This is a genomic window from Variovorax sp. V213, assembly GCF_041154455.1.
Taxonomy (GTDB): Bacteria; Pseudomonadota; Gammaproteobacteria; order Burkholderiales; family Burkholderiaceae_C; genus Variovorax.
In genome coordinates this window covers 298483-322978 of the sequence record NZ_AP028665.1, presented here as the reverse complement: position 1 = coordinate 322978, position 24496 = coordinate 298483, and the positions used below count along the sequence as shown (strand labels likewise).

27 protein-coding genes are annotated in these 24496 nt (G+C 66.8%); 19 read left to right on the top strand and 8 right to left on the bottom strand.

All coding sequences use genetic code 11. From position 1 onward, the window contains the following. Positions 1–122 precede the first annotated feature (122 nt). Positions 123–1055 (bottom strand): LysR family transcriptional regulator, encoded by a 933-nt coding sequence (locus ACAM55_RS26605; protein WP_369657259.1) that lies wholly within the window; start codon positions 1053–1055, stop codon positions 123–125. 110 nt (positions 1056–1165) lie between these two features. Between ACAM55_RS26605 and ACAM55_RS26600 the strand changes: the two genes are divergently transcribed. Together ACAM55_RS26600 and ACAM55_RS26595 are read left to right on the top strand one after the other, a co-directional pair. After that, the gene (locus tag ACAM55_RS26600) at positions 1166–2257 is read left to right on the top strand and encodes a tartrate dehydrogenase (RefSeq protein ID WP_369657258.1); all 1092 of its coding nucleotides are present in this window, start codon (positions 1166–1168) and stop codon (positions 2255–2257) included. Positions 2258–2324: 67 nt separating this feature from the next. Next, positions 2325–3323: a tripartite tricarboxylate transporter substrate binding protein gene (locus ACAM55_RS26595; protein WP_369657257.1), complete on the top strand. Its 999-nt coding sequence runs from the start codon at positions 2325–2327 to the stop codon at positions 3321–3323. A gap of 125 nt (positions 3324–3448) precedes the next feature. Here ACAM55_RS26595 and ACAM55_RS26590 read toward each other — a convergent pair whose 3' ends face one another. After that, positions 3449–4450 carry a phosphotransferase enzyme family protein gene (locus ACAM55_RS26590; protein WP_369657256.1) on the bottom strand — a complete coding sequence of 334 codons (1002 nt, stop codon included), beginning with the start codon at positions 4448–4450 and terminating at the stop codon, positions 3449–3451. Positions 4451–4555: 105 nt separating this feature from the next. Between ACAM55_RS26590 and ACAM55_RS26585 the strand changes: the two genes are divergently transcribed. Then, complete coding sequence (locus ACAM55_RS26585; protein WP_369657255.1) at positions 4556–4786, top strand: hypothetical protein; 231 nt, start codon at positions 4556–4558, stop codon at positions 4784–4786. Between the two features lie 16 nt (positions 4787–4802). Here the strand turns inward: ACAM55_RS26585 and ACAM55_RS26580 are convergent, their stop codons facing one another. After that, positions 4803–5078, bottom strand: coding sequence for a hypothetical protein (locus ACAM55_RS26580; protein ID WP_369657254.1), 276 nt, complete (start codon positions 5076–5078; stop codon positions 4803–4805). A gap of 231 nt (positions 5079–5309) precedes the next feature. Here ACAM55_RS26580 and ACAM55_RS26575 point away from each other — a divergent pair, with 231 nt between their 5' ends. The 3 genes from ACAM55_RS26575 (at position 5310) to ACAM55_RS26565 (ending at position 8430) form a co-directional block, all read left to right on the top strand. Next, entirely contained in the window at positions 5310–5960 is a 651-nt protein-coding gene (locus ACAM55_RS26575; protein WP_369657253.1) for an FMN-binding negative transcriptional regulator, read from the top strand. A 25-nt stretch (positions 5961–5985) separates the two neighbouring features. Next, a complete protein-coding gene (locus tag ACAM55_RS26570; RefSeq protein WP_369657252.1) occupies positions 5986–6369 on the top strand; it encodes a hypothetical protein in 384 nt (127 codons plus the stop codon). Positions 6370–6642: 273 nt separating this feature from the next. Then, positions 6643–8430 (top strand): alkaline phosphatase, encoded by a 1788-nt coding sequence (locus tag ACAM55_RS26565; protein WP_369657251.1) that lies wholly within the window; start codon positions 6643–6645, stop codon positions 8428–8430. Between the two features lie 213 nt (positions 8431–8643). Here the strand turns inward: ACAM55_RS26565 and ACAM55_RS26560 are convergent, their stop codons facing one another. Then, positions 8644–9291 (bottom strand): ATP-binding cassette domain-containing protein, encoded by a 648-nt coding sequence (locus ACAM55_RS26560; protein WP_369657250.1) that lies wholly within the window; start codon positions 9289–9291, stop codon positions 8644–8646. 192 nt (positions 9292–9483) lie between these two features. Here ACAM55_RS26560 and ACAM55_RS26555 point away from each other — a divergent pair, with 192 nt between their 5' ends. Further along, entirely contained in the window at positions 9484–10401 is a 918-nt protein-coding gene (locus tag ACAM55_RS26555; RefSeq protein WP_369657249.1) for a DUF3883 domain-containing protein, read from the top strand. Between the two features lie 447 nt (positions 10402–10848). Here the strand turns inward: ACAM55_RS26555 and ACAM55_RS26550 are convergent, their stop codons facing one another. Further along, entirely contained in the window at positions 10849–11067 is a 219-nt protein-coding gene (locus ACAM55_RS26550; protein WP_369657248.1) for a hypothetical protein, read from the bottom strand. A 352-nt stretch (positions 11068–11419) separates the two neighbouring features. Then, entirely contained in the window at positions 11420–12202 is a 783-nt protein-coding gene (locus ACAM55_RS26545) for an IclR family transcriptional regulator (RefSeq protein ID WP_369657247.1), read from the bottom strand. A gap of 119 nt (positions 12203–12321) precedes the next feature. Here ACAM55_RS26545 and ACAM55_RS26540 point away from each other — a divergent pair, with 119 nt between their 5' ends. Genes ACAM55_RS26540 through ACAM55_RS26525 form a run of 4 tightly spaced genes read left to right on the top strand, consistent with a single transcriptional unit; the run spans position 12322 to position 15662 of the window. Further along, positions 12322–13329 (top strand): TRAP transporter substrate-binding protein, encoded by a 1008-nt coding sequence (locus tag ACAM55_RS26540; RefSeq protein WP_369657246.1) that lies wholly within the window; start codon positions 12322–12324, stop codon positions 13327–13329. 20 nt (positions 13330–13349) lie between these two features. Further along, positions 13350–13796, top strand: coding sequence for a type II 3-dehydroquinate dehydratase (locus tag ACAM55_RS26535; RefSeq protein ID WP_369657245.1), 447 nt, complete (start codon positions 13350–13352; stop codon positions 13794–13796). Positions 13797–13809: 13 nt separating this feature from the next. Continuing rightward, positions 13810–14385, top strand: coding sequence for a TRAP transporter small permease (locus ACAM55_RS26530; RefSeq protein WP_369657244.1), 576 nt, complete (start codon positions 13810–13812; stop codon positions 14383–14385). Next, entirely contained in the window at positions 14382–15662 is a 1281-nt protein-coding gene (locus tag ACAM55_RS26525) for a TRAP transporter large permease (RefSeq protein ID WP_369657243.1), read from the top strand. Before ACAM55_RS26530 ends, ACAM55_RS26525 begins: the two co-directional genes overlap by 4 nt. Positions 15663–15701: 39 nt before the next feature. On the opposite strand, the gene ACAM55_RS26520 is transcribed toward ACAM55_RS26525, so the two are convergent. Continuing rightward, positions 15702–16115: a nuclear transport factor 2 family protein gene (locus ACAM55_RS26520; RefSeq protein ID WP_369657242.1), complete on the bottom strand. Its 414-nt coding sequence runs from the start codon at positions 16113–16115 to the stop codon at positions 15702–15704. Continuing rightward, a complete protein-coding gene (locus ACAM55_RS26515; protein ID WP_369657241.1) occupies positions 16112–17728 on the bottom strand; it encodes a bifunctional 3-(3-hydroxy-phenyl)propionate/3-hydroxycinnamic acid hydroxylase in 1617 nt (538 codons plus the stop codon). Before ACAM55_RS26515 ends, ACAM55_RS26520 begins: the two co-directional genes overlap by 4 nt. Positions 17729–17875: 147 nt before the next feature. Here ACAM55_RS26515 and ACAM55_RS26510 point away from each other — a divergent pair, with 147 nt between their 5' ends. The 8 genes from ACAM55_RS26510 (at position 17876) to ACAM55_RS26475 (ending at position 24410) form a co-directional block, all read left to right on the top strand. Next, positions 17876–18985 carry an alcohol dehydrogenase catalytic domain-containing protein gene (locus ACAM55_RS26510; protein ID WP_369657240.1) on the top strand — a complete coding sequence of 370 codons (1110 nt, stop codon included), beginning with the start codon at positions 17876–17878 and terminating at the stop codon, positions 18983–18985. An 8-nt stretch (positions 18986–18993) separates the two neighbouring features. Further along, a complete protein-coding gene (locus ACAM55_RS26505; protein WP_369657239.1) occupies positions 18994–19545 on the top strand; it encodes a cupin domain-containing protein in 552 nt (183 codons plus the stop codon). Between the two features lie 5 nt (positions 19546–19550). Then, positions 19551–20270 carry an FCD domain-containing protein gene (locus tag ACAM55_RS26500; RefSeq protein WP_369657238.1) on the top strand — a complete coding sequence of 240 codons (720 nt, stop codon included), beginning with the start codon at positions 19551–19553 and terminating at the stop codon, positions 20268–20270. A gap of 31 nt (positions 20271–20301) precedes the next feature. Beyond that, on the top strand, positions 20302–20850 hold the full coding sequence (locus ACAM55_RS26495; protein ID WP_369657237.1) for a VOC family protein: 549 nt from the start codon (positions 20302–20304) through the stop codon (positions 20848–20850). Positions 20851–20899: 49 nt separating this feature from the next. Then, positions 20900–21763 (top strand): fumarylacetoacetate hydrolase family protein, encoded by an 864-nt coding sequence (locus tag ACAM55_RS26490; protein ID WP_369657236.1) that lies wholly within the window; start codon positions 20900–20902, stop codon positions 21761–21763. A gap of 64 nt (positions 21764–21827) precedes the next feature. Beyond that, positions 21828–22799 carry a tripartite tricarboxylate transporter substrate binding protein gene (locus ACAM55_RS26485; RefSeq protein WP_369657235.1) on the top strand — a complete coding sequence of 324 codons (972 nt, stop codon included), beginning with the start codon at positions 21828–21830 and terminating at the stop codon, positions 22797–22799. 10 nt (positions 22800–22809) lie between these two features. Continuing rightward, positions 22810–23388, top strand: a complete 579-nt coding sequence (locus ACAM55_RS26480; protein WP_369657234.1) for an amino acid synthesis family protein — start codon at positions 22810–22812, stop codon at positions 23386–23388. Then, complete coding sequence (locus ACAM55_RS26475) at positions 23388–24410, top strand: zinc-dependent alcohol dehydrogenase family protein (RefSeq protein WP_369657233.1); 1023 nt, start codon at positions 23388–23390, stop codon at positions 24408–24410. Before ACAM55_RS26480 ends, ACAM55_RS26475 begins: the two co-directional genes overlap by 1 nt. Positions 24411–24496: the final 86 nt, after the last annotated feature.

The window sequence follows — 24496 nt, the reverse complement described above, 5'->3', positions numbered from 1 at the left end:
GTTTGTCTCCGGGTCTTCGGAAGCACCGGCGTCGCAGGCGCGCCGGCACGGCATCATCGGGCGACGCCACCTTCAATACTCGTCGAGGAGGCACGCCGTGGTCAACCTGAATCGATTCGACCTCAGCTCGTTGCAGTGCCGGCACCGAGCCGCCCGAAGGCTTCCGACAGGCAATCGACGAACACCCTGATGCGCGATGAGAGCTGATGCCGCTGCGCATAGACGGCGTAGATGTCGGCGCTGGGCGTCCGGTACTGCGGCAGCACCTGCACCAGGCGGCCGCTCGCCAGATAGCGCTCGATGTCCCACTCGGCGCGCATCACGATGCCGTGTCCATCGAGTGCCCAGCGCACCGCGATCTCCCCGTCGTTGGTGGTGAGCGCACCGCGCACCTTGACGGCCTCGGTGTGTTCCTTGCGGCCCTTTCCGCTCGACAGCCGCCACACGCCGTAGGCGTCGTTGCCCTGGCGGATGCCGATGCAGTCATGGCGTGCCAGGTCGCTCGGCACCACCGGCATGCCGCGCTGGGCCAGGTACTTGGGCGATGCGCACAGCAGCCTGCGGTTCGGCGCCAGGCGCTTCGCGATCACCCTGGCGTCCGGCGGCTCGCCAAAGCGCACGCAGACATCGAAGGCATCGTCGGTGAGCGGCGGCGGGTCGGCCGACAACTGCAGCTGCACCTCCACGTCCGGGCACAGGCGGCTGTAGCGCGAGATGACTGGCGCCACGTGCATGCGGCCGAAGCCCAGGGTCGCGTTCACGCGCAGCAGCCCTTTGGGCGAGCTCCGGCCTTTGGCCAGCAACTGGTCGAGGTCGTCCAGCTCCCCGAGGATGCGGCGCGCATGCTCCAGGAACACCTCGCCCTCGGGTGTCAGGCTCATGCGGCGCGTGGTGCGGTTGACCAGCGGCATGCGAAGCCGCTGCTCCATCTGGGACAGCCGCTTGCTCACCGCCGGCGTGGACACACCCAGGTTGCGCGCCGCGGCGCTCAGGCTGCCGCCGGTGGCAATCTGCACGAAGAAGCCCAGTTCGGAGGGCTGGATGCCGTGGCCCATGAAAAAAAGATTGTTGACTTCAGGTTAATGATGGATTCACTTTACCCCTGCGATGCCATCGGGTGCAACCGACAGAATCGGCCCTACCCAATCACAGGACGAAGCCGCAAATGAAGACGTACAAGATCGCAACCATTCCCGGAGATGGCATCGGCAAGGAGGTGGTGCCCGCCGGCCAGCAGGTGCTGGAAGCCCTGGCCGCCGCCGGCAGCAGCTTCAAGTTCGAGTTCGAGAACTTCGATTGGGGCGGCGACTACTTCCGCGCGCACGGCGTGATGATGCCCAACGACGGCCTCGACGCGCTGCGCGGCAAGGACGCGATCCTGTTCGGCTCGGCCGGCGACCCGCACATCCCCGATCACATCACCCTCTGGGGCTTGCGCCTGAAGATCTGCCAGGGCTTCGACCAGTACGCCAACGTGCGCCCGACGCGCATCCTGCCTGGCATCGACGGTCCGCTGAAACGCTGCGGCCCGGACGACCTGAACTGGGTCATCGTGCGCGAGAACTCCGAAGGCGAGTACGCCGGTGTCGGCGGCCGCGTGCACCAGGGCCATCCCATCGAAGCCGCGACCGATGTCTCGATCATGACCCGCGCCGGCGTGGAACGCATCATGCGCTTCGCCTTCCGGCTGGCGCAGTCGCGCCCCCGCAAGCTGCTGACCGTCATCACCAAGAGCAACGCGCAGCGCCATGCGATGGTGATGTGGGACGAGATCGCGCTGCAGATCTCCAAGGAGTTTCCGGACGTCACATGGGACAAGGAACTGGTCGACGCATCGACCGCGCGGATGATCAATCGGCCGGCCTCGCTCGACACCATCGTCGCCACCAATCTGCACGCCGACATCCTGAGCGACCTGGCCGCAGCGCTGGCCGGCAGCCTGGGCATCGCGCCGACCGGCAACATCGATCCCGAGCGCCGCTACCCGTCGATGTTCGAGCCCATTCACGGCTCCGCCTTCGACATCATGGGCAAGGGCCTTGCCAACCCGGTGGGCACCTTCTGGTCCGTGGTGATGCTGCTCGAGCACCTGGGCGAGGCCGAGGCCGCCCGGCGCGTCATGAAGGCCGTGGAAGCCGTGACGGCCGATCCCGCGCTCCATACGAGGGATCTTGGCGGCACCGCCACCACTGCACAGGTCACGCAGGCCGTGTGCGCACAGCTCGCGTCGGCCGAACGGCAGCGGCAGGCCGCATAGGGCGCGGCGGATTCACACCGAACCACAAGAAGAACGGCGCAGACCGTCAACCTGGAGACAAGACATCATGACGACTCAACGATTTGCGATCGGGCGCCGCGCCCTCGCGGCAAGCGCCGTGGCGGCGCTCGGCCTTTCCATCGCGCCCTGGGCTGCGGCGCAGGAGCCGTGGCCGGCCAAGCCCATCAGCCTGGTCGTGCCGTTCCCATCGGGCGGCACGACCGACGTGCTGGCCCGCGCGCTCGCCGACGCGCTGTCCAAGCGCCTGGGCCAGCCCGTGATCGTGGAAAGCAAACCGGGCGCCGGCGCCACGCTCGGCGCCGACTACGTCGCCAAGGCCAGGCCCGATGGATACACGCTGCTGATGGGGGCGGTGCATCACACCATCGCCACCAGCGTCTACAAGAAGCTCCCGTACGACTTCCAGAAAGACCTGGCGCCCATCACCACGGTGGCGATGGTGCCGAACGTGCTGGTGGTCAACGCGTCGCTCACGCCGGCCAAGTCGGTCGCCGAGCTCGTCGCGCTCGCCAAGTCGTCGCCCAAGGAGCTGGCCTACGGCTCCAACGGCAACGGCACGGCGCAGCATCTCATCGGCACCCAGTTCCAGGCCAGCACCGGCGTCAACCTGCTGCATGTGCCGTACAAGGGCAGCGGTCCGCTCACCACCGACCTGCTCGGCGGCCAGGTGGCCATGTCCTTCGACACCATCACGCCCGTGCTGCAGCACATCAAGGGTGGAAAGCTGCGCGCACTGGCTGTGACCACGGCCAAGCGCTCCGCCGTGCTGCCCGATGTGCCGACGCTCGAAGAAGCGGGGCTCAAGGGCTTCGACATCGGCACCTGGTTCGGCGTGCTGGCGCCGGCAGGGACACCCAAGGAGATCGTCGCAAAGCTGAATGCCGAGATGGTCAAGATCATCAGGTCGCCCGAATTCGCCGAGAGGATGCGCGCGATTGGCGCCGACCCCATTGGCGACAGTTCGGCCGACATGGCAGCGCGCCTCCGCGAAGAGACCGTGAAGTTCGCCAGGCTCGTGAAAGAGGGCAAGGTCACGATCGAGTAGGCCGCCGGCCTGTCGCTCAGTGCGCGTGGGATTCCGAAGCCTTCGGCTGCGGAACATTCGCCGAGACCGTTTCGCTGCCCTCCATTCACCGATAGCAGGTGCGTGCGACTGTGCGCACGGCCGACCTACAGAGGCAGTTCCAGCGTCTCCCAGGTGCGAAGCATGCTGACCTGCCGGCGCAGGTAGTCGGTCGGAATGGCCTGGGAGCCCCATACGGGAATTCGTCCTGCGTACTCGCCGAGCAACCAGAACTGCCGCACCGCCATGAAGCGCGCGATGGCGGCGAGGTCGGCGCCAGTGACAGGCCGCACCTCGCGATACGCGGAAATGAAGCGCCGCCACTGGGCCTTCGTCTTGTCGCTCGCCGGAACGTCGGGTGCACGCGGGTAGAGGCTCCATGGGTAGACCGCCAACTCATAGGCCAGGTAGCCGGGACCCGCTTCGTCGAAATCAAAGAACACCGCTTCGCGCTGGCCCTCTGCATCTGGTACGACGAAGTTATTGCTGCCGTGCGCGTCGCCGTGGCATAGAACGTGGCTGAGGTCGCCGAGCGCGAGGATGTCGTCATGCAGGCGCTGGCCGAGTTGCTCGAACTGCGGGCGCAACTCGGCCGTCATGGTTGGAGCGCGCAGCAGTCCCAGCAGGGGCATCAGCAGCAGGTAGTCCAAGTCCAGACGATAGATGCTGTCCAGTCCTTGATAGCTCTCGCCAGCCCTGTGCAGGGCGGCCAAGCCCCGCGCCAAGGCCTCGATGTCCTCGGCCGAGTCGCCTGTGGCCTCGCCATCGAGGTGTTCGAACAGCATCAGCGCCCGGCGCCCTTCGGCCAGTGGAACGTGTACTGCAAACTCACCGCTCGCCGCCGGCAGGCAGCGAGCGACACGGCACCCGAGCCGTGCCCAATGTTCCAGCGCGGCCGCCTCGAACAACGTGTTGGGGCCGCCACGCGGACGCTCGGCACACAGCCGCGCCACCACACGTCGCCCGCTCGCAAAGCCCAGCCGGTACACCTGGTTGAAGCTGCGCCGCAGGAACTCGCTCTCGACCACTTGTCCCAGGTCGTAGTGCGCCTGCACGAGCGTGGCAATGCTGGCTGCCGTCGGCGTGGATTGCGCGATCTCCAGTTCCATTCGGCCTCCGAGGAAAAAAAGGGCGAGATTATGCTTTGGTGGGCGACTCGCCCGGCCGCATTGCATTCCAAGAGACACTGTCGCGGTTCGTCAGGAGAAAAAGGCATGCGGCATCTGTTCAACGTGTTCGGCCAGCTCATGGCCATCGAGAGAGTCGAAGACCGGTGGAACGGCTATCTGATGGGGCCGGATGGAAAGCGCCGGAAGGTCCAGCTGGGCATTCCGTCTGACGTCACTGGCGGCGAGCTTTCGCAATACCTCTACGACATCTATCACGAGCGTGCCACGCCCACGAACGGCGACGTCTTCGAGATTGGCGCTTCTCCGCCACCGTGAAACCGGGAGCCGAGACTCACATCAGCCGTTGCCCCCGCGCGAATCGCATCGAGGTTTTCACGCGCTTGGGCGCATCGCTCATCTTTGCGATTTCGGCAACACCGTCCTCCGTGATGCGCTTCACCGTCGCGATGCGCGATGCAGCGTAGGGGTCGGTCGGATGCAGAGGTGCGATGTCGGCTTCTATCAGGCCTGTGGCCACAAGCACCGAGACATGGCGGATCTCTTCCGGCTGAACGACCCGTACTGGCAGCGGGGTGTGCTGCAGTCTCATCAAGAACAAGAGCGGCATTCAATCCTCCCATTGCCGGCACTTGACTGGGCCAGGAAAGCCGGCCCTTTCTGGTTTTCGGAATGTAGTCTTGAGTACGTCCTGTTTGCATCTAGCCACTCGACATAGAGCGACGGTACTGTCAAGAGCATCGGCCCTTATTGATGAACTGGTTTGCCATCTCGGTGGGGAGACGGGAGTTCCAGGGGACAAAATAGCCGGGCCTCGACTTGACTGAATCCTGGAGTTCCTGTGTACGTATCAAAGCACCACATGCTGCCCGACCTCGCCGAAGCCCAGGCGCTGATGGAAGCCCATCCCCTTGGGGCGTGGGTTGCGCCCGGCAGCGAAGGACTGGTCGCGAACCATGTTCCATTTCTGCTGGACAGGTCGCGCGGCAAGCTCGGAACGCTTCTTGGCCACGTCTCACGCGCCAATCCCGTATGGAGGCAGCTTCTCGATTCGGATCAGTCGGTGGTCATGTTCCAAGGCCCTCAGTCGTACATCACGCCCGGCTGGTATCCGGGCAAGCAGGCGCACGGCAAGGTCGTTCCCACCTGGAACTACGCAGTCGCCCATGCGCACGGTGTCGCCCGGGCCGTCACCGATGAAGCGTGGCTGCGCGACCTGCTGGTCCGCCTCACGGCTGCCCATGAGTCCTCACGGCAATCGCCTTGGAAAGTGACGGACGCACCACCAGAATTCATCGACAGGCTCACGCGTGCCGTCGTGGGCATAGAAATTCCGATCGAACGCCTGGTTGGCAAGCTCAAGGCGAGTCAGGACGAAGACCTGCAAGACAGGCGGGGGACCGTCGCCGGACTTGCGGCCGAGGGGACCGAGAACGCCGCGGCAATGGCCTCGCTTGTCGAGCGCGCCATGGCTGGACCTGAAGACGTTTGACCCAGCGCGACACCGCGCCCGCATCTTGCAGGATCTCGTGACGGACATGCTCAAACCCTTCGTTCTCATGATCGCGTTGAGCCTTGCCACGGTGGGCGGGGCGGCCGCTCAGCCGGTTGGAACGCCGCCTGCCCAAGCCATTGCGGGGGCGGCGCCGGTGACCACGTACGCGCGCCTCACCTCCTTCAAGGAAGAGTCCGACGGCAAGCTTTACGTCCGGCTGAAATTGATTCCAAGGGCCAAGATCCCGTTCACGGTTCAGGCATTCAGGGTGAGGGATCGCACGCTGCTCGCGGGCATCGCCGAAGGCGCGTGGGTGAGGTTCACCGCAAAGCACATCGATGGCGAGAACACGCTGACGTCCATCCACGTCGCTCCCCAGTGCAAGCGCTTTCAAGCATGCGACTGATGCGTCCACCGCAGGGTGCGTCACTTCGGCGCACCTCATGCGTACTGCTTCGCCATGTTCAACGGGGCGCCGATCGCCGGGCCCGCAAAAAGACCTGAAGCAGTCGGCGATCGCGTGGGGCCGCGGCTCAGTCCGCGCCGCGCGCTTGCGGCTGACGCGGGCGTCGGCGCAAGCCTACGTTAACTACCAAAGTCTTCACATTCAATGGCGCCGACGTCGAAAGGGGATTGAGGCGTGCCGTGCGTCTCACCATCGACGGACCAGGAGACAGCCATGCGCACTGACGATGAGAAGAAGAATGACGAGTCAAGCCATATCACTGATGATGGCGGCGTCGATCCCCACCAAGCCTTGACCGGCACCACCCGACGCTCGCTCTTGCGTAGCGCGGTGCTGTTCGCGATGTTCTCGGGCGGCGGCATCGGCCTGACCGCCTGCGGCGGGGGTGGCGGCGGCCACGGAGGAGGAGGAGGGGGCTTCGGTGGAGGCGGTGGGGGTGGCAGGCCGCCGGACGGTTCCGGCTCGGTGTTCAAGCATGGCATCGCGAGCGGCGATCCGTTGTCGGACCGCGTGATTATCTGGACGCGCGTGACGGCGCCCGCTCCGGGCACCATCAACGTCGATTGGGAAGTGGCGAGCGACGAAGGCTTCGGCATCATCGTCGCGCGCGGCGCCACGAGCACGGGACCCGAGCGCGACTACACGGTCAAGGTGGACGTCGTCGGCCTGCAGGCTGCCAGCACCTATTTCTATCGCTTTGCCATGGGCAATGAGAACTCGCCTGTCGGCCGCACCAAGACGCTGCCGGTGGGTGGCGTGTCGCAGGCCAAGCTGGCGGTGGTGTCGTGCTCCAATTTCCCGAGCGGCTACTTCAATGTCTATGCCGAGATCGCCAAGCGCACCGACATCGACGTGGTGCTGCACCTGGGCGACTACATCTACGAGTATGGCCGGGTGGGCTATGCGTCGCAGCTCGCCATTGCCATCGACCGCGAGTCGAATCCCGACCACGAGCTCCTGACGCTCACGGACTATCGCCTGCGCCATGCGCAGTACCGCACCGACAACGACCTTCGTGCCCTGCATGCGCGCCTGCCCGTGATTGCCGTGTGGGACGACCACGACGTGGCCGACGACGCATGGTCGGGCGGGGCCGAGAACCACGACGAGGCGTCCGAAGGCAGCTTTGCCGCACGGCGCGCGGCGGCCGTGCAGGCCTACCACGAGTGGCTGCCGACGCGGCTGCCCGACCCGGCCAACCCCTTGCGCATCTACCGCTCGTTCGACATCGGCACGCTGGCATCGATGCACATGCTCGACACCCGCCTGATCGGCCGCGACAAGCAGGTCACGCTCAGCCAGTACCTGGCCGGCGAGGCCTCCGCGCCCACTCGGCAGCTGCTGGGCCAGCCTCAGGTCGATTGGCTGTCCGGACGCATCGCCGCATCGCCCTGCACCTGGCAGGTACTCGGGCAGCAGGTGCTCATGATGCGCATGACCATTCCCCTGAGCGTTGCGACCGACTTCAGCCTCGAGACGCTGACCGCGTACCTCGCGGCGCTGGCGCTGCCGGAGTCCGCGCGCAATGAAACCCAGCGCGCCCTGGTCGCGCAGCAGAAGGTGCCCTACAACCTCGATGCATGGGACGGCTACCCGGCCGCGCGCGATGCCGTGCTGGCCATGGCGCGCAGCCAGGGCAAGAACCTGATCTCGCTGGCGGGCGACACGCACAATGCCTGGTCCGGCAACCTCACAGACCCCTCGGGTCAGCGGGTGGGCGTGGAATTCGGTACTTCCTCGGTGTCCTCCCCCGGCTTCGAGCGGGCGCTGCCGTTGATCGCCAACGACCTGCTGTCCGATGCCTTCAAGCGCATGGTCGACGACCTGCGCTACGCCGAGACCAGCAAGCGCGGCTATGTCGTGCTGACCCTGACAACGGCCGAAGCGCGCTGCGAATACATCGAGATCAGCACGGTGTTCAGCCGCGACTATTCGGTGCGGCTCGCCGCCACGCTACGCGTGCTCCCGGGCGCAGGCAATCTGCAGGTGCTTGCAGCTTGAGCTTGCACGGCGCCGCTCGGGCGCACCTGCCTCTGGTGCGCCCGCCGTCGGCCCGCTTCGACTCTGCCTTGGCTCCGCTGCGTGGAGGGTGTCCTCGTGTGCCTCGTGTGCCCTCGCACGTCCGCGGCCATCGCAAGCGATGGCGGATCCACGAACAGCTTCGCTGGACAACGGCTATCGGGACTCCTACAGGAAGATCTGGGGCAGGTGAGCTCAGGCAAGCGGCAGCTCGATGCAGCCGGCGAGCGGAACCTGCGGAACATGGTCGAGGCGCGCGCTGCTCGCAATGACAATCGCATGGCCCGGGCGTGCGGCGAGCGACCCGATGGTTTTCCACAGGCAGCCGATCGACCGCGCATCGAGCGCGCCTTCGGGCTCGTCCAGCAGCACCAGCGGCCGGCTTGATGCCAGCGCGGCGGCCAGCCACACCTTGCGCTTCGATCCGGTCGAGAGCATGTACATCGGCTTCTCGATGTGCGGCAGCAGCGAAAAGCCCTCGGCGAGCGAACGCCACAGCGCCGCGTCGAAGCCCCCATCGCCCTCGGTCAGCATGGCCGTGCAGGCATGCGCGGTGACCTGGTCGAACGCTTCCGTGGCCGGATCGCAGAAGAACACGTTGCGCTTGTAGGCTTCGGGCGCCGCGTCGAGGCGTGCGCCCGCCAGCGTCAGCCTTCCGGAAGCGGGCAGCGTGCCCGCGATCACGCGCAGAAGGGTCGACTTTCCGGTGCCAGTGTCACCGTAGAGCAGCGTGACGCCTTCGCCCACCGAGGCGCACCAGCCGGATGCCAGCGCGGGCTGGTCCGGATAGGCAAAACCCACGTCGTCGAGCTGGAGGATGGGGGGCGAGGTCGAGGAATTCATGTGCGGGGGCCTTCGCCCGATTCTGCCTCGGGCGGTGATGGCTCCTGGCCGGCCACCGCCGGGCCCGAGGGCAGGTCCGACTCGAAACAATGTAGGGCCTCCGTAACAGCGTGTGCGAATGGCCAGGCATATGAAGAAGGCGGCCATCGATACGGCATACTCCCACCCCCCAATTCGCCAAAACCCCACTGCATGGACAAGGAAGTCGATCCCCCCGTACTCGCCGTCATCGACGAGATGCGACTCTCAGGACCGAGGCTCACGCCGGTCGAAATCGTCGCCAAGATGGGCGTGTTCGACGCGCGCGAAAAGCCCTTCGACCAGGCCTGGCTGGCAACCGGCGACAACGTCATTGCCACCATCTGGGCGGAATACGTGAGCGTGGGTGCGCAGGGACGCTGGTTCTGCCTCGAGTCGCTGGACACGCATCATCGGCCGGACGGCGGTGAACGCACGCCCTATCAGATACAGCGCGCCAAGGACCGCCTGGCGCTGCTCAAGCGAACCTTCGATGCAGGCCAGGGGTTCCGCGCCGTTGTGCAGACGAACCGTGTGCCCATCGCCGAACTCGAGAGCAACAAGGGCGCCAAGGTGTCGACGCGGGTGCGCGACGAGAGCGAATGGCATGTCGCGATCTGGGAGCCGGCCCGAAAGCTCGCGGTCCTGGTCCGTGGCCCACGCGGATGGACCCCCGACGAGGCCGAGATTCAGGCCTCCAAGGCGCGGGGCAGCGTTCCCGATACGGCTGCGGCAGGGCAGCCGGCTTCCGGGCAAGTCTCGCGCGAAGACGTGCAGGCCGCCGCCACGGCCTATGTGATGCGCCACTTCAAGGGCTACGGCTACAACGCCGAGGACGTGAGCAGCCAAGGCCTCGGCTACGACATCGAGGTGTCGAACGCCAAGGGTGCGACGCTTCTCAGGGTCGTGGTGAAGGGCACCGCCACGGGCTTGCCCGCCTTCCAGCTCACGGGCGAAGAACGCGCATGCTCGACGCGCGAACCGCTATGGCGCCTGCTGGTGGTTTCCGACGCACTCGGCCCCACCGCGCAGCACAAGATCTACAAGGCTTCCGAGATGGCGCAGGCACCGGGGTTCGATCCGCTGGAATAGCGGGCAGGCGCTGGTACGGCCGGCTCCATGGACTATCGAGTGCGTTTCGCGCGCCGTCTCGAAAATCGCGCACACGCCTCGGTCGTGGTGGTGCAGCCGTGAAAAGCCGGCTTACGATTTCCTGATCCAGACCATGTACGCTGTGGTGTTTGTGCTCGCGGCACTGGCCCGTCGCAACGAGACCGGCAAGGGTGCCAGCATCGACATCGGGGATCTACTGCGCCTTGGCGTAAGTCATCCCGTCGGTCCATATGTCCGTCATCCTATTCAGCAGATCCTTCGGGATGCGCTGGTCGCTGGCTGCCCGTCCCAGTGTCCTCTGCATTCCCTCGGCGATTCGGGAGAGAACGGGTCCGGGCTTGGCGACCCCGCAGACCTTGCTGCCGAACAATAGCAACTCTTCGGTCGTGGGGTAAGCTTTCGTATGGCCCTTGCCGGCGAAGAGCTTCAGCGCCAGTGTGCGGTCTTCGAGTTCGGGTCCGCCTTCATAGCGCCTGTACCGGTAGTCGGTTGCGTCGGCGGCATGAGCAGCGCGACCGAGGGCTGCTCCGCACGGCTGTCGAGATAGCGGAACTCGTAGACCGAGTGCTTGAGGAGCTGGCCGGCCGGCTCGCCGGCGATCTCGATGTCGAGCTGCTTGATCTTTTCAGGAAGCATCGTCGTCATCCTGTCCAAAACGTTCTGTGACCTCCTCCAGCGTCGGCATGCCCAGGCGCTCCAATCGGATCGTTAGGTCCATTGCGCGCAAGATATCGAAAAGAGAGGCGAGGGTGATGTCTTCCCCTCGTTCCAGACGGTAGAGAACGTTGCGCGCGCGGCCCGCGCGCGAGGCGATGTCGGTCGCCTTCAGGCGGCCTTCCTTTCGCGCACGTTGGATGGCCTGACCCAGCTCGCTCGGGAGTCGGATTTTGCCGTCGCGAGGGAAAAATGTCCATTAACAAGAACACTTTTGAGCTCCGCGCGAAAGCTGCGACGAGGCTCCAACCAACTGGCGAGTTGCGAGAACCGTCGAGTTACCTCAGGCCCTTCGCCTGAACAGCGCCGACGCGCCGCTGGCGTGCGCGACATCTTCCGCCGCCGCGAGAAGGGCGGGCCCGAGGTGGAGCATGCGTTCTTCCGTCAGGCGCACCAGCGGCCCGGCAATGGTGATGACGCCGATCACCGCGCCGTTGCCACTGCGCACGGGGGCGGCCATGGCGCTCATGCCAGGCGCGAAAACCTCGTTGATCATCGCGAAGCCGCGCTTGCGTGCCGCGCGCAGGTAGGCGAGCAGCGCCTTCACGCTGGTCGGCGCCTTCGGACCGTAGTCTTCGGGCTTGCCGAAGCCCTGCCTGGCCACCAGCTGCAGCGCCTGTTCGTCGGTCATGGTCGACAGCCACGCATGGCCCGCGGAGCTGCACGACAGGTTCACCGAAAGGCCCATGTCCGGGTCGTAGCGCAGGCCGCGCATCGCGCCCTGCGCCTTGGCGACGAAGGTGAGCTCGTCGCCATCGACCACTGCGAGCCGCACCAGCTCGCCCGCTTCGGCCGCGAGCCGGTCGAGCAGCGGCTGTGCCACGTCCACGATGCCGCTGTTGCTCAGAAAGCTCAAGCCGAGGGACACGAGCTTGATCGTCAGCATGTAGTCGCCGTGGCTCTGGTCCTGGCGCACGTAGCCGCAGCGGATCAGCTCGCTCAGCAGGCGATGGGTGGCGCTCAGCGGCATGTCGAGCTCGGCCGAGAGCGCGGAGAGGGCGCGGCCTTCGGGGTGGCCGGCGAGATGTTCAAGCACCTTGAAGCTGCGTTCGAGTATGGCGGTCATGTCGTTCGAAGGATGGGGCAGGCGCCACTCTAGCGCTTTTGCCAAGTGTTTTCACTAGTGGAAACATTTTCCACTTTGGCCCTAAGATCGCGCCGGATCACTTCTTGCTGGAGATCAACTTGAAAAAGCTTCATCGCTCGCTGGCCGCCGCCGGCCTGGCCCTTGCACTGACCATTCCCGCCCTTGCGCAGGACGTGCAGGAACGGGTCATCCGCTTCGGCCACCTCAACAATGCGGACCATCCGGTGAGCTTCGGCGTGAAACGCTTCGCCGAACTGCTTGCGGCCAAGAGCGGCGGCAAGATGAAGGTGCAGGAGTTCCCGGCCTCGCAGCTGGGCAACGAGATGCAGCAGCAGTCGGCACTGCAGGGCGGCGTGCAGCAGATGTCGGCGCCGGCCACCACCTCGCTCGCGGGCATCGTGAAGGAGTTCGGCCTCGTCGACTTCCCGTTCGCGGTCGGCAACTTTGCGCAGGCCGATGCACTGCTCGACGGCCCGCTGGGCCAGGCGCTGATCGCCAGGCTGCCGGAGAAGGGCCTGGTCGCGCTGGGCTACTGGGACCTGGGCTTTCGCAACGTGACGAACAGCAAGCGCCCGATCACGAAGCCCGAGGACCTCGAGGGACTGAAGATCCGCGTGATCCCGAACCCGGTGTTCCTGGAGACCTTCAAGGCCTTCAAGGCCAACCCGGTGCCGATGCCCTTCGCCGAGCTCTATGGCGCGCTGGAGTCGAAAGCGGTGGACGGTCAGGAGAATCCGTACTCGGTGATTCTCTCGAACAAGTTCTTCGAAGTGCAGAAGTTCGTGAGCGCCACCAACCACGTCTACGCGGCCAACATCGTGCTGGTCAGCAAGAAGTTCTGGGACTCGCTGAGCCCTGCAGAGCAGAAGATGATGCGCGACGCCGCCGACGAGTCGCGCGGCTATCAGCGGCAGGTGAGCCGCGCCGCCGCGCAGAGGGCGGTGGGCGAGCTCCAGGCCAAGGGCGCGCAGTTCAACGAGCTCGCGCCGGCCGAGCAGGCCCGCATGCGGCAGATCGCGAAGCCCGTCATCGAGCGTTTCTCCGCCAGCTACGACCCTGCCATCGTCAAGCTCTACGGCGACGAGCTCACGCGCATCCGCAAATAAGACATCACGGAAGCCAGCCCATGAAGATCCTCGTCCTGCACGGCCCCAACCTCAACCTGTTCGGCCGGCGCGAACCCCACATCTACGGCACGACCACGCTGGCCGAGATCGATGCGCGGCTGCAGAAGCTTGCGGACGAACTCGGCGCGACGCTCGACACGATCCAGTCGAACCACGAGGGCGACCTGATCGACTTTCTGCACGCGCACATCGACGATGCACAGGGCGCCCTCGTCAACCCGGCCGGCCTCACGCAGCACGGCGTTCCGCTGCACGACGCAATCAAGGCGATGCCGTTTCCGACCATCGAGGTGCACATGTCGAACATTGCCGCGCGCGAGACCTGGCGCGCGCACTCGATCATCTCGCCGGCCGTCAGGGGCACGGTCCAGGGCCTCGGCCCGTTGTCGTACCTGGCCGCGCTGCGCGCGCTGGTCGAGATGCAGCAGCAACCGGCGGGTGCGTGAAGAGAACCAAAAGATGAACCGATGGATCGACCGGTGCTGCACGGCCATCGAAGCCGCGATCGCGGCCGCGCTCGCGGTGATGGTCGTGCTCGTCTTCGGCAACGTGGTGCTCCGGTACGGCTTCAACTCCGGCATCACGGTGTCGGAAGAGGTCTCGCGCTGGCTTTTCATCTGGATGACCTTTCTCGGCGCGGTGGTTGCGCTGAAGGATCACGGTCACCTGGGCGTGGACATGGTGGTGCAGAAGCTGCCGCCCATCGGCAAGAAGATCTGCCTCGCGGTGGGCCATGCCGTGATGCTCTACATCGTCTGGCTGCTGTTCCAGGGCAGCCTCGCGCAGGCGCGCATCAACTGGGACGTCACGGCGCCGGTGACCGGTGCGTCGATGGCGGTGGTCTACGCGTCGGGCCTGGTGTTCTCGGTGCTGGCCGGGTTCATCCTGGCGCTCGACCTGCTTCGGCTCTTCACCGGGCGCCTGGCCGAGGCCGAGCTGGTGATGGTGCAGGAGTCCGAGGAGGCGGTGCAGCTGCAGCAGATCCTCGGCGCGCAAGGCGACGTGGCGGGCGCCGAACCGGGGGCACGCAAATGACGATTCTCGTTTTCGTCGGCTCGCTGCTTCTCGCCATGGCCATGGGCATTCCCATCGCGTTCTCGCTGCTGGCCAGCGGGGTGGCGCTGATGTGGCACCTCGACCTGTTCGATGCGCAGATCCTCGCGCAGAACGTGATCGGCGGCGCCGACAGCTTTCCGCTGCTGGCCGTGCCGTTCTTCATGCTCGCGGGCGAGATCATGAATGCCGGGGGCCTGTCGAAGCGCATCGTCGCCTTTGCGCTCGCGCTGGTCGGCCATGTGAAGGGCGGCCTGGGCTACGTGACCATCATGGCCGGCTGCCTGCTCTCGGCGCTCTCGGGCTCGGCCGTGGCCGACGCCGCGGCGCTGACGGCGCTGCTGCTTCCGATGATGGTGAACGCGGGCCATGACAAGGCGCGCGCGGGCGGGCTCATTGCGGCCACCGGCGTCATCGGGCCGGTGATCCCGCCGAGCATCGGCCTCGTGATCTTCGGCGTGGCCGCCAACGTCTCGATCTCGAAGCTGTTTCTTGCGGCCATCGTGCCGGGGCTGCTGATTGGCGGCGCGCTCTGGCTCACCTGGGCCTGGCTCGTGCGCCGCGAGAAGATCGTGCCGCCGCCGCGCAAGTCGGCGGCCGAGATTTTCGGCACGTTCCGCAAGGCGTCATGGGCGCTGATGCTGCCGGTGATCATTCTCGTGGGGCTGCGCATGGGCGTGTTCACGCCGACCGAAGCGGCCGTGGTGGCCGCCGCCTACGCGCTCTTCGTGTCGACGGTGATCTACCGCGAGCTGCACTGGAAAGACCTGTACGCGGTCTTCGTGAGCGCGGCCAAGACCAGCGCCATCGTGATGTTCCTGATTGCTGCGGCGATGGTGAGCGCCTGGCTCATCACCGTGGCCGACCTGCCTTCGAAGGTGGTGGGCCTGCTGGAGCCCGTGATGGGCAACAAGATCCTGCTGATGCTCGCGATCATGGTGCTGGTGATGGTCGTGGGCACCGCCATGGACATGACGCCGACCATCCTGATTCTCACGCCGGTGCTGATGCCCATCGTGAAGGCGGCCGGCATTGACCCGGTGTACTTCGGCGTGCTGTTCATCATCAACAACTCCATCGGGCTGGTCACACCGCCCGTGGGCACGGTGCTCAACGTGGTGGCCGGTGTCGGAAAGATGAAGATGGACGACGTCACGCGCGGCGTGGTGCCGTTCATGCTGGCCGAGTTTGCGGTCATGTTCCTGATGGTGCTGTTCCCCTGGCTGGTGACGGTGCCCGCCGGGTTCTTCCACGGATAGACAACCCATGCGACGTGACTGCAGCGCGCCAATGCGCGCTCACGTCACGCTCATGGCCAGCGGCGTGGTCTGGAACGCCAATTGCCGCCAGCGGCCTTCGTCCTCGGTCCAGACCTGCATCACGCGCGAGTCGATGCGCACGGTGCCGCTGCCGTCCTTGCGCACGGCCACGAGCAGTTGCCGGCCGGTCATGAGCGCGGTGCCGCCAAGCACCCGGACTTTCAGTTCCGAGCGGTCGATCTGCCGGTAGTCGACATGCGTGCCGCCCGAGCGGAAGTAGCTTTCGTAGTCGTCGACCTGGCCCTTGGCGTGAACGTGCGTGAGCGCTGGATGAAGGATCTCGCGCAGCCGCGCAAAATCGGCGCGTCTCATGGCGTCGCATCGCTGCGCCTCGAGGTCGAGCAACAGCGCTTCGGTGCCGGAGGGCGCGGGGGTGGTGAAAGTCTCGGTCATGTCGGTTCCTGGACAGCGGTGACAGGGCGGTTCTGCGGGGCACCGAGGGTCCTGCAGGCGCGCTGCATCAGGGCCTCCACTTCGCCGAGGCTGCGTGCCACACCGTAGACCAGGTGATCCGGCCGCACGAGCGCGGCCTCGCATTGGTGGCGCTCGAACCACGCGGCAAGGATGCCGTCGGCTTCGGCCAGTGTCGCCACGCCGGGCGCTGCCGCCGCGGCGTCGATGCACAGCACCTGCGCCCCGAGGGCGGCAGCCGGTTCGCGCAGGGCCCGCAGCACGGCCGCGTCGGGCGCATGGCGCAGCACGAGCAGGAAGCCGTGCGGCAGCAGGTCGTCCATCATCTGCGGCGCCGCGCCCGCCTTGATCGATCCGATGGCCTGTGGAAAGGGCGTGCCCGCGGGAAGCTCGTCGCGGTCGATCAGTCCGTGGTGCACGCCGGGCAGCAGGCTCTGGCGCAGTTGCATGCGCACCTGTCCGCCTTGCTGCTCGCGCAGTCGGCGGTCGCGCTCGGCGGCGCGCACCGGGTCGCGCTCGCAGATGATCTGGCCCAGGCGCTTGACGGTCGCCGTCACCTCCTCGACCTGCGGCCCGCGCTCGTCGCCGTAGCTGTCCAGCAGGCTCTCGGGCGCGCGCGCCTCGAGCACCCATTGGAGCTTCCAGGCCAGGTTGACGGCATCGCGCAGGCCCTGGCACATGCCCTGCGCCAGGAAGGGCGGCATCTGGTGTGCGCTGTCGCCCGCCAGCAGCACGCGCCCCTTGCGCCATTGCGTGAGAACCACCGCGTGGAAGCGGTAGGTTGCCGCGCGCCAGATGCGTGCGTCCGAGGGCGTGAGCCAGAGAGCGAGCAGCTTCCAGATCGACTCGTGCGGCATCTCGCGCTGCTCGGCCTCGTCGGGCAGCAGCAGGAACTCCCAGCGCCGGTGGGTGCCCGGGCCCACGACGTACGTGCAGGGCCGCGACGGGTGGCAGTACTGGACATTGGTGGCGGGCAGGCGGTCGAGCTTGTCCTCGTCCACGTGCATGTCGACCACGATCCAGGGCTCGTCGAAGTCGAGGCTCTTGAGCTTCAGGCCCATCTGCTTGCGCGTGGGGCTGGCGCCGCCGTCGCAGCCGACGACATAGCGCGCGCGCAGCTGTGCCTCGGTGCCGTCGGGCCGGCGAACGCCGAGCAGCGCATGGTCCGGCGACTGGCTCAGCTGCTGCACCTCGTGCCCGAGATGGACCGAAACGCCGGGCAGCTTGCCGACGGCCTCGCGCAGCGAGGCCTCGAGTGCCGGCTGGTTGAAGGTGTACGACGGCGCCCACGCCAGCGGATAGGGCGACGGTCCCATGTCGAAGTGCTGGATGGGTTCGCCGTCGCTCCCCTGGTAGATCGTCGGGCGGTAGGGCGTCATGTTCGGCGCCAGCGTGCCGGCGATGCCGATCTCCTGGAACACGCGCAACGCCTCGTGGTCGAGCGCGAAGGCGCGCGGCAGCGGGTAGATCTGCTGCGACTTGTCGAGGACCGCGACGCGCAGGCCGCGCCGGCCCAGCAGTGCGGCGAGCGTGGCGCCGACGGGGCCGAAGCCGATGACGGCCACGTCGACGGGTTCCAGGTCGTGTTGGGGCATGGTGTCTCTTGAATGCATGAAGATAGAATTGTGCATAAAACAAACTTCCGTGCACCAAGGGTTGTCCCCGATGGCGCCGTGCCGGCTGGTCGAAAAGAATGCATAAAACGTACTTTGTGCATCTAATCCCATCAGCAAGGAGACACCATGACGACGATGAAAGCCGCCCGACTGCACAAGGTCGGCGCCCCGATGGAAGTCGAGCAACTGCCGATTCCCCAGCCCGCTGCCAACGACGTGCAGGTGCGGGTCCGCGCCTGCGGCATCGTGCCCAACCTGGGCAACATCCTGGCCAACTGGACGACCTGGTTTCCGGAGCTGCCGCTGCCGCCGCTGCCCGCGGTCTTCGGGCTGGACCCGGCCGGCGAGGTGACGGCGGTCGGCTCCCACGTGCACACCTGGAAGCCGGGCGACCGCGTCTACGTGAACCCCAGTCTTTACTGCGGCGGCTGCCGCGCCTGCCGCAACGGCGATCTCGTCAACTGCACGCACTACGCGTTCAGCGGCTACTTCGGTTTCTCGCAGAACTCCCTCAAGCTCTACAAGAACTATCCGTACGGCGGCCTGTGCGAATACATGATCGCGCCGCAGTACGCGCTGGTGAAGCTGCCGGACAACGTGAGCTTCAACCAGGCGGCGCGCTTCGGCTACCTGGGCACCATGTACTCCGCGATGCGCAAGGCGAAGGTCGGTCCCGGCCGCAGCGTGCTGATCAACGGCATCAGCGGCACGCTGGGCATCGGCGGCGCTCTCTTCGGCCTGGCCATGGGCGCCACGCGCATCCTCGGCACCGGGCGCAACCGGGAACTGCTGGAGCGCGTCAAGGCGCTGGCCCCCGACCGCATCGAGATCTTTTCCAATGCCGACGGCGAGGCGATCGACGCCTGGGCCAAGGCGCGCACCGACGGGTTGGGCGTGGACACCTTCATCGACGCGCTGGGCCCCGGCGCGCCGCATGAAACCTTCCAGCAAGGCGTGCGCGCACTGAAGCGCGGCGGCCGCGCCTTCAACATCGGCGCCATCGCAGGCATGGTGGGCATGGACCTGCACACCATGATGGACGAGCAGCAGAGCATCGAGGGCTCGGCCTGGTTCACCGCCGGCGAAGGGCAGGACATGGCCGACATGGCGGAGGCGGGCACGCTAGACCTCTCGGTGTTCGAGCACGTGTGCTATCCGCTGGACCGCGTCAACGAGGCGATCTCGGGCATCGCAAGCCGCAACGGCGGCTTCAGCAACTTCGTCATCAACCCCTGAGGCATGCCATGAAAATCAGACGCGTGGTGGCAGGCACGGGCGCCAACGGCAAGGCGCAGTTTCTATCGGACGGCGCGGCACCGCGCAGCGTCGAATTCACGACCGTGCCCGGCTTTGCCGCGGCGCTGCTGTGGGCCACCGACGCTTCCGACAGCGTGGGCACCGGCGGCGTGGCCGACCGTACGGGCGAGGCGGGCTTCGTGCCGGCCGCCGGCGGGACCCGGCTCATGATGGTCAGCTTTCCGCCCGATGCGGTGATGATGCGCGCCGACTTCGACGCGGCCGCCTTCGGCGCCGAGTTCGGCCGCCTGGTCCCGGGCCTGGCCGAGACCTTCGAGCCCGATCACCCCGGCATGCACACCACCGACAGCATCGACTACGACATCGTGCTCGAAGGCGAGATCACGCTCGAGCTCGACGACGGTGCGCAGGTGCTGCTGCGCAAGCACGAAGTCGCGGTGCAGCATGGCAACCGGCATGCATGGCGCAACCTCGGCGACAAGCCCGCGACCATGCTGTTCGTGCTCGTGGGGGCCAGGCGAACGGGCGCTCCGGCATAAGGGGAATGCATAAAATGATTTCCATGCATAAACAAGAAATCTCCCCCGCCTACGAACCGCCGCTGGTCGAGCAGGCCTTCACCCGTCTGCGGCAGGATGTGCTGACCGGCACCTTCGAGGCCGGCGCCAAGCTCAAGCTCGACGAACTCCAGTCCGCCTACGGCTATTCGAGCAGCCCGCTGCGCGAGGCGCTCAGCCGGCTGGCGCAGGAAGGGCTCGTGCGCGCCGACGAGCGCCGCGGCTTTCGCGTGGCGCCCATCTCCGAAGACGACCTGGCCGACATCACGCGCATGCGCGTCATGCTCGACGTGCCGGCCCTGCGGGAGGCCATTGCGCATGGCGACGACGCCTGGGAGGCCGCCATCCTGGCCGCGTACCACCGGCTGGAGAAGGTCGAGTCCCGCCTGAGCGACGGGCCCGTCATTCTCGACAACGACTGGTCGCAGCTGCATCGCGCCTTTCACCTCGCGCTGCTGGCCGCGTGCCCTTCGTTGCGCCAGCGTGTGTGGGGCGCGAGCCTGTTCGACCAGGCCGAGCGCTACCGGCGGTTTTCCGCCCGCCACAGGAAGACCGCGCGCCGCAAGTCGAACGAGCATCGCAAGATCATGGATGCCACCTTGCGCCGCGACACGGACACGGCCTGCGCCTTGCTCGAGGAGCACATCCTGAGCACGCAGCGCAACGTGCTGGCCGCACTCAAGGCCGCCGAGGCCGCGCAAACCTAGGGGCGCGAAGCCCCATCACCCTGGAGACAGCATGCTCAAGGTCGCCCGACCCACGCCTTCGCATTTCGGAATCTTCGTCACCGACCTGGACCGGATGGTGGCCTTCTACACCGAGACCTTCGACCTCACGATCACCGATCGCGGCGAAGGCCGCACCTTCAAGAACCAGCTGGTGTTCACCAGCGCCAGCCCGGACCAGCACCACCAGCTGGTGCTGGCGTCGGGCCGGCCGCCGGAGGCGAAGTTCAGCACCGTGATGCAGATCTCCTTCGTGGTGCCGAGCATCCAGTACCTGCGCGACATTTCGGCGCGGGCCGAGGCCCGGGGCGCCACCAACATCCGCGGCCTGAACCACGGCAACGCGCTCTCGGTCTACATGCTCGACCCTGAAGGCAACACGGTGGAGATCTACGTCGACACGCCGTTCTACATCGCGCAGCCGCATGGGGATCCGCTCGACCTCTCGAAGGACGACGAGACGCTCATGCGCGAGACCGAGGAGGCCTGCCGCAAGGACCCGAGCTTCATGCCGCTCGCGCAGTGGCAGGCGCAGTTCGAGTCGCGTGCACCGGCCGCCTGACACGCCCGCTTTCTTTCTTCCATTCCCGCACATCCCAACCGGAGTTCCCATGAAGCTTTTGTCATTTGTCCATCAAGGCCGCGAAACCTGGGGCGCCGTCGTCGGCGACGGCGTGGTCGATCTCGGCAAGGCGCGCCCGCAGCATGCGAGCCTGGCCGACTACATCGCCTCGGGCGAGTACCTGCAGGCCGCGCAGCATGTCGAGGGACTGCCGGTCGCGGCCAAGCTGGCCGACATCACCTACCTGCCGGTGATTCCGCGCCCCGAGAAGATCGTGTGCGCGGTGCGCAACTACATGGACCATCACCAGGAGGTGCTGGCCGCCGGCATGCACCGCGAGCTGTCGGAGCAGCCGCCGATCTTCTTGCGCGTGTGGCGCTCGCAGTGCGCGCACAACCAGCCCATCGTGCGGCCGCACGTGTCGGAATCATTGGACTGGGAAGGCGAGCTCGCCGTCATCATCGGCAAGGGCGGACGCAACATCGCGGAAGCGGACGCTTTCGACCACGTGGCGGGCTACTCCTGCTACAACGACGGCAGCGTGCGCGAATGGCAGTTCCATGCCAAGCAGATCGCCTCGGGCAAGAACTTCGAGTCCACCGGCGGCTTCGGCCCCTGGATGGTGACGGCCGACGAGATCGCGCCCGGCCGCGAGCTCAAGCTCGAGACACGCCTCAACGGCGAAGTGGTGCAGAGCAGCCACACGGGTCACATGATCTTCAGCATTCCGAAGCTCATCAGCTACTCGTCGACCATCTTCACGCTCGCGCCGGGCGACGTCATTGCCACCGGCACGCCGGCCGGCGTGGGCTGGAGCAAGAAGCCGCCGCGCTTCATGAAGCCGGGCGACGTGTGCGAGGTCGAGATCGAAGGCATCGGCGTGCTGCGCAATCCCATCGTCCAGCAGGACTGAAGCCCGGACCGGACCGCGGCGGCACAAGCCGCGGCCTTCATTCCACCATCATTGGAGACAAACCATGTGGCACAGACGATCGCTCGTCGCCGCAGGCCTGGCCCTGGCCTGCGCGGCACCCCTTCACGGCCTGGCCCAGGGCTTCCCGGACAAGCCGATCAAGATCTACCAGGGCTTTGCGGCGGGCGGCAACGCCGACACCATCGCACGCGTGGTCAGCACCGAGATGGCCAAGGGGCTGGGCCAGCCCTTCGTGGTCGAGGCCCAGACCGGCGCGGGCGGCACCATTGCCTCGGGCACGGTGGCGCGTGCCAAGCCCGACGGATACACGCTGCTGCTGGCCACGGGCGGCCATGCCGTGGCCGGTGCGCTCTACAACAAGCTCAACTATCAGACGGTGTCGGATTTCCAGATGGTGTCGACGATCACCTACTTTCCGTTCCTGCTGGTGGTGCGGGCCGATTCGCCCTACCGCGGGCTGGCCGAGATGCTCGCCGCGGCGCGCGCCGATGCGCGCGGCGTGTCCTACGGATCGGCGGGCATCGGCTCCACGCACCACCTGGCGGGCGAGCTGCTGGTGAAGACCGCCAACGTCGAGATGCTGCACATTCCCTATCGCGGCGATGCGGCTTCGGTCGCGGCGCTGCTCGGCGGCGAGGTGCCGATGATCATCGCGCCGCCCACGGCCGTGCTGGCCAACATCAAGGCCGGCAAGCTCCGGGCGCTGGCGACCACCGGCGCGCAGCGCTGGAGCCAGATGCCCGAGCTGCCGACCGTGGCCGAGCAGGGCGTGCCCGGCTACGACGTGCGCTCCTGGGCCGGCATCATGGCGCCCGCCGGCACGCCGCGCCCGGTCGTCGATCGCCTGCATGCCGAGACGCTCAAGGCCCTGAAGGCGCCGGCTGTGCGCGCGCGGCTCGAGGAGATGGGCGGCGAAGCGCGCGGCAGCACACCCGAAGAAATGACCACCATGGTGGCCGCCGAGCTGAAGCGGTGGACCACCGTGGTGAACGATGCACGCATTCCCAAGCAATGAGGACCATTCCATGTCCCTGATCGACATCCGCAAGCGCAGCCTTTCCATCGAGACCATCTACCACGAGGGCGGTCCGCCGCCCGCGACGCCGCTCAGGCTGGCGGCCGCGTGCGCGGTCATCCACAACCCCTACGCAGGCCGCTACGAGCCGGACCTGATGCCCTTCATGGCCGAGCTGCGTTCGCTCGGCACGCTGCTGGCCACCGAACTGGTCGAGGTGCTGGGCCGCGACAAGGTCGAGGTCTACAGCAAGGCCGCGATCGTCGGCGTGAACGGAGAGCTGGAGCACGGCGCCGTCTGGCACGAGGCCGGGGGCTGGGCCATGCGCGATGTGCTCGGCGAGCCGAAGGCGATCGTGCCCTCGGCCAAGGCGGTGGCCGCCACGGGCTACCGGCTCATGGTGCCGCTGCACTACATCCACGCCGCGTACGTGCGCAGCCACTACAACGCGATGGAGGTGGGCATCCAGGATGCGCCGCGGCCGAACGAGATCCTGTTCGCGCTCGTCATGGGCACGGGAGGGCGCGTGCATGCCCGCCTGGGCGGGCTCGCGAAGGAACAGGTGTCCGTGCACGACGGGCAGCGCTGATGTTGCACACCACCATGAAGGCGATCCAGCTCCAGGCGCCCGGCGGTCCCGACGTTCTGCAACTGGTGGAGCTGCCGCTGCCGCAGCCGCGGGCGGGCGAAGTACGGGTCAAGGCGATGGCCATCGGCGCCGGCGGACCCGATGTGCTGATCCGCAACGGCACCTACAAGTGGATGCCGCCGATGCCGGCGATTCCCGGCAACGAGATGGCCGGCGTCGTCGATGCGGTCGGCCCCGGCGTCACGGCCCTGCGGGTCGGCCAGCGAGTGCTCGTGAGCGCGCGGGAACTGACGCAGCGCGGCGGCTGCTATGCCGAGGCCATCTGCGTGCCCGAGGCCGCGCCCTTCGTTCTTCCCGACGCGATCCGCTTCGAGGACGCCGTGAGTCTCGGCAACTTTCAGCTCGCGCTGGCCATGCTGTCGAGCAACGGCAACCTGCCCGCGCAGTCGATCCTGGTTCCCGGCGCAGCGGGCGGCGTGGCCACGGCGCTGGCACAAGTGGCGCGCGATCGGGGGCTGCGCGTGATCGGCACCGCCTCCACACCGCAGAAGCGCGACTTCGCGCTGGCCAACGGCACGCACGAGATTGTCGAGGGCGACGTGCCCGGCCTTGCTGAAAGGGTCATGCAGCTCACGAACGGGCGCGGCGTCGACCTGGCCTTCGATCATCTCGGCGGCGAGCTCTTCATTGCGTGCCTGCGCGCGCTGGCGCCGTTCGGCATGGTGGTCTCCTACAACATCGTGAACGGCCCGCCGGCCGGCGATGTGTTCGGCGAGCTGCGCAAGTTGCTGAGCAGGAGCCTGGCGGTGCGCACCTTCTCGATCCATTCGGTGGACGACGACGTGCCGCAGCGGCGCGGGCTCATGGAAGCCGCCATCGCCCTCATGGCCGAAGGCCGCGTGCATGCGCCGCCGGCCGCCTGCTTTGCGCTGGCGGATGCGCGCCGCGTGCACGAACTGCTCGACAGCGGAAGCACGCTCGGCAAGATCGTGCTGCTGCCGCCGGACGCGCCTGCGCATTGAGAAGGAGGGTGCGGGCCCGCGCGTCACTTTCGGGACGGTTTGCAACAGTCCGCGGTGTTTGAATTGCCCCACCCCGCAAAAAGGAC

Coding starts and splice junctions, on each gene's coding strand:
- ACAM55_RS26535 (WP_369657245.1), top strand. CDS start 13,350: ATGAAGATCCTCGTCCTGCACGGCCCCAACCTCAACCTGTTCGGCCGG.
- ACAM55_RS26475 (WP_369657233.1), top strand. CDS start 23,388: ATGTTGCACACCACCATGAAGGCGATCCAGCTCCAGGCGCCCGGCGGT.
- ACAM55_RS26595 (WP_369657257.1), top strand. CDS start 2,325: ATGACGACTCAACGATTTGCGATCGGGCGCCGCGCCCTCGCGGCAAGC.
- ACAM55_RS26565 (WP_369657251.1), top strand. CDS start 6,643: ATGCGCACTGACGATGAGAAGAAGAATGACGAGTCAAGCCATATCACT.
- ACAM55_RS26605 (WP_369657259.1), bottom strand. CDS start 1,055: ATGGGCCACGGCATCCAGCCCTCCGAACTGGGCTTCTTCGTGCAGATT.
- ACAM55_RS26495 (WP_369657237.1), top strand. CDS start 20,302: ATGCTCAAGGTCGCCCGACCCACGCCTTCGCATTTCGGAATCTTCGTC.
- ACAM55_RS26525 (WP_369657243.1), top strand. CDS start 14,382: ATGACGATTCTCGTTTTCGTCGGCTCGCTGCTTCTCGCCATGGCCATG.
- ACAM55_RS26585 (WP_369657255.1), top strand. CDS start 4,556: ATGCGGCATCTGTTCAACGTGTTCGGCCAGCTCATGGCCATCGAGAGA.
- ACAM55_RS26555 (WP_369657249.1), top strand. CDS start 9,484: ATGGACAAGGAAGTCGATCCCCCCGTACTCGCCGTCATCGACGAGATG.
- ACAM55_RS26505 (WP_369657239.1), top strand. CDS start 18,994: ATGAAAATCAGACGCGTGGTGGCAGGCACGGGCGCCAACGGCAAGGCG.
- ACAM55_RS26530 (WP_369657244.1), top strand. CDS start 13,810: ATGAACCGATGGATCGACCGGTGCTGCACGGCCATCGAAGCCGCGATC.
- ACAM55_RS26580 (WP_369657254.1), bottom strand. CDS start 5,078: ATGCCGCTCTTGTTCTTGATGAGACTGCAGCACACCCCGCTGCCAGTA.
- ACAM55_RS26560 (WP_369657250.1), bottom strand. CDS start 9,291: ATGAATTCCTCGACCTCGCCCCCCATCCTCCAGCTCGACGACGTGGGT.
- ACAM55_RS26600 (WP_369657258.1), top strand. CDS start 1,166: ATGAAGACGTACAAGATCGCAACCATTCCCGGAGATGGCATCGGCAAG.
- ACAM55_RS26515 (WP_369657241.1), bottom strand. CDS start 17,728: ATGCCCCAACACGACCTGGAACCCGTCGACGTGGCCGTCATCGGCTTC.
- ACAM55_RS26500 (WP_369657238.1), top strand. CDS start 19,551: ATGCATAAAATGATTTCCATGCATAAACAAGAAATCTCCCCCGCCTAC.
- ACAM55_RS26480 (WP_369657234.1), top strand. CDS start 22,810: ATGTCCCTGATCGACATCCGCAAGCGCAGCCTTTCCATCGAGACCATC.
- ACAM55_RS26485 (WP_369657235.1), top strand. CDS start 21,828: ATGTGGCACAGACGATCGCTCGTCGCCGCAGGCCTGGCCCTGGCCTGC.
- ACAM55_RS26490 (WP_369657236.1), top strand. CDS start 20,900: ATGAAGCTTTTGTCATTTGTCCATCAAGGCCGCGAAACCTGGGGCGCC.
- ACAM55_RS26550 (WP_369657248.1), bottom strand. CDS start 11,067: ATGACGACGATGCTTCCTGAAAAGATCAAGCAGCTCGACATCGAGATC.
- ACAM55_RS26510 (WP_369657240.1), top strand. CDS start 17,876: ATGACGACGATGAAAGCCGCCCGACTGCACAAGGTCGGCGCCCCGATG.
- ACAM55_RS26545 (WP_369657247.1), bottom strand. CDS start 12,202: ATGACCGCCATACTCGAACGCAGCTTCAAGGTGCTTGAACATCTCGCC.
- ACAM55_RS26520 (WP_369657242.1), bottom strand. CDS start 16,115: ATGACCGAGACTTTCACCACCCCCGCGCCCTCCGGCACCGAAGCGCTG.
- ACAM55_RS26590 (WP_369657256.1), bottom strand. CDS start 4,450: ATGGAACTGGAGATCGCGCAATCCACGCCGACGGCAGCCAGCATTGCC.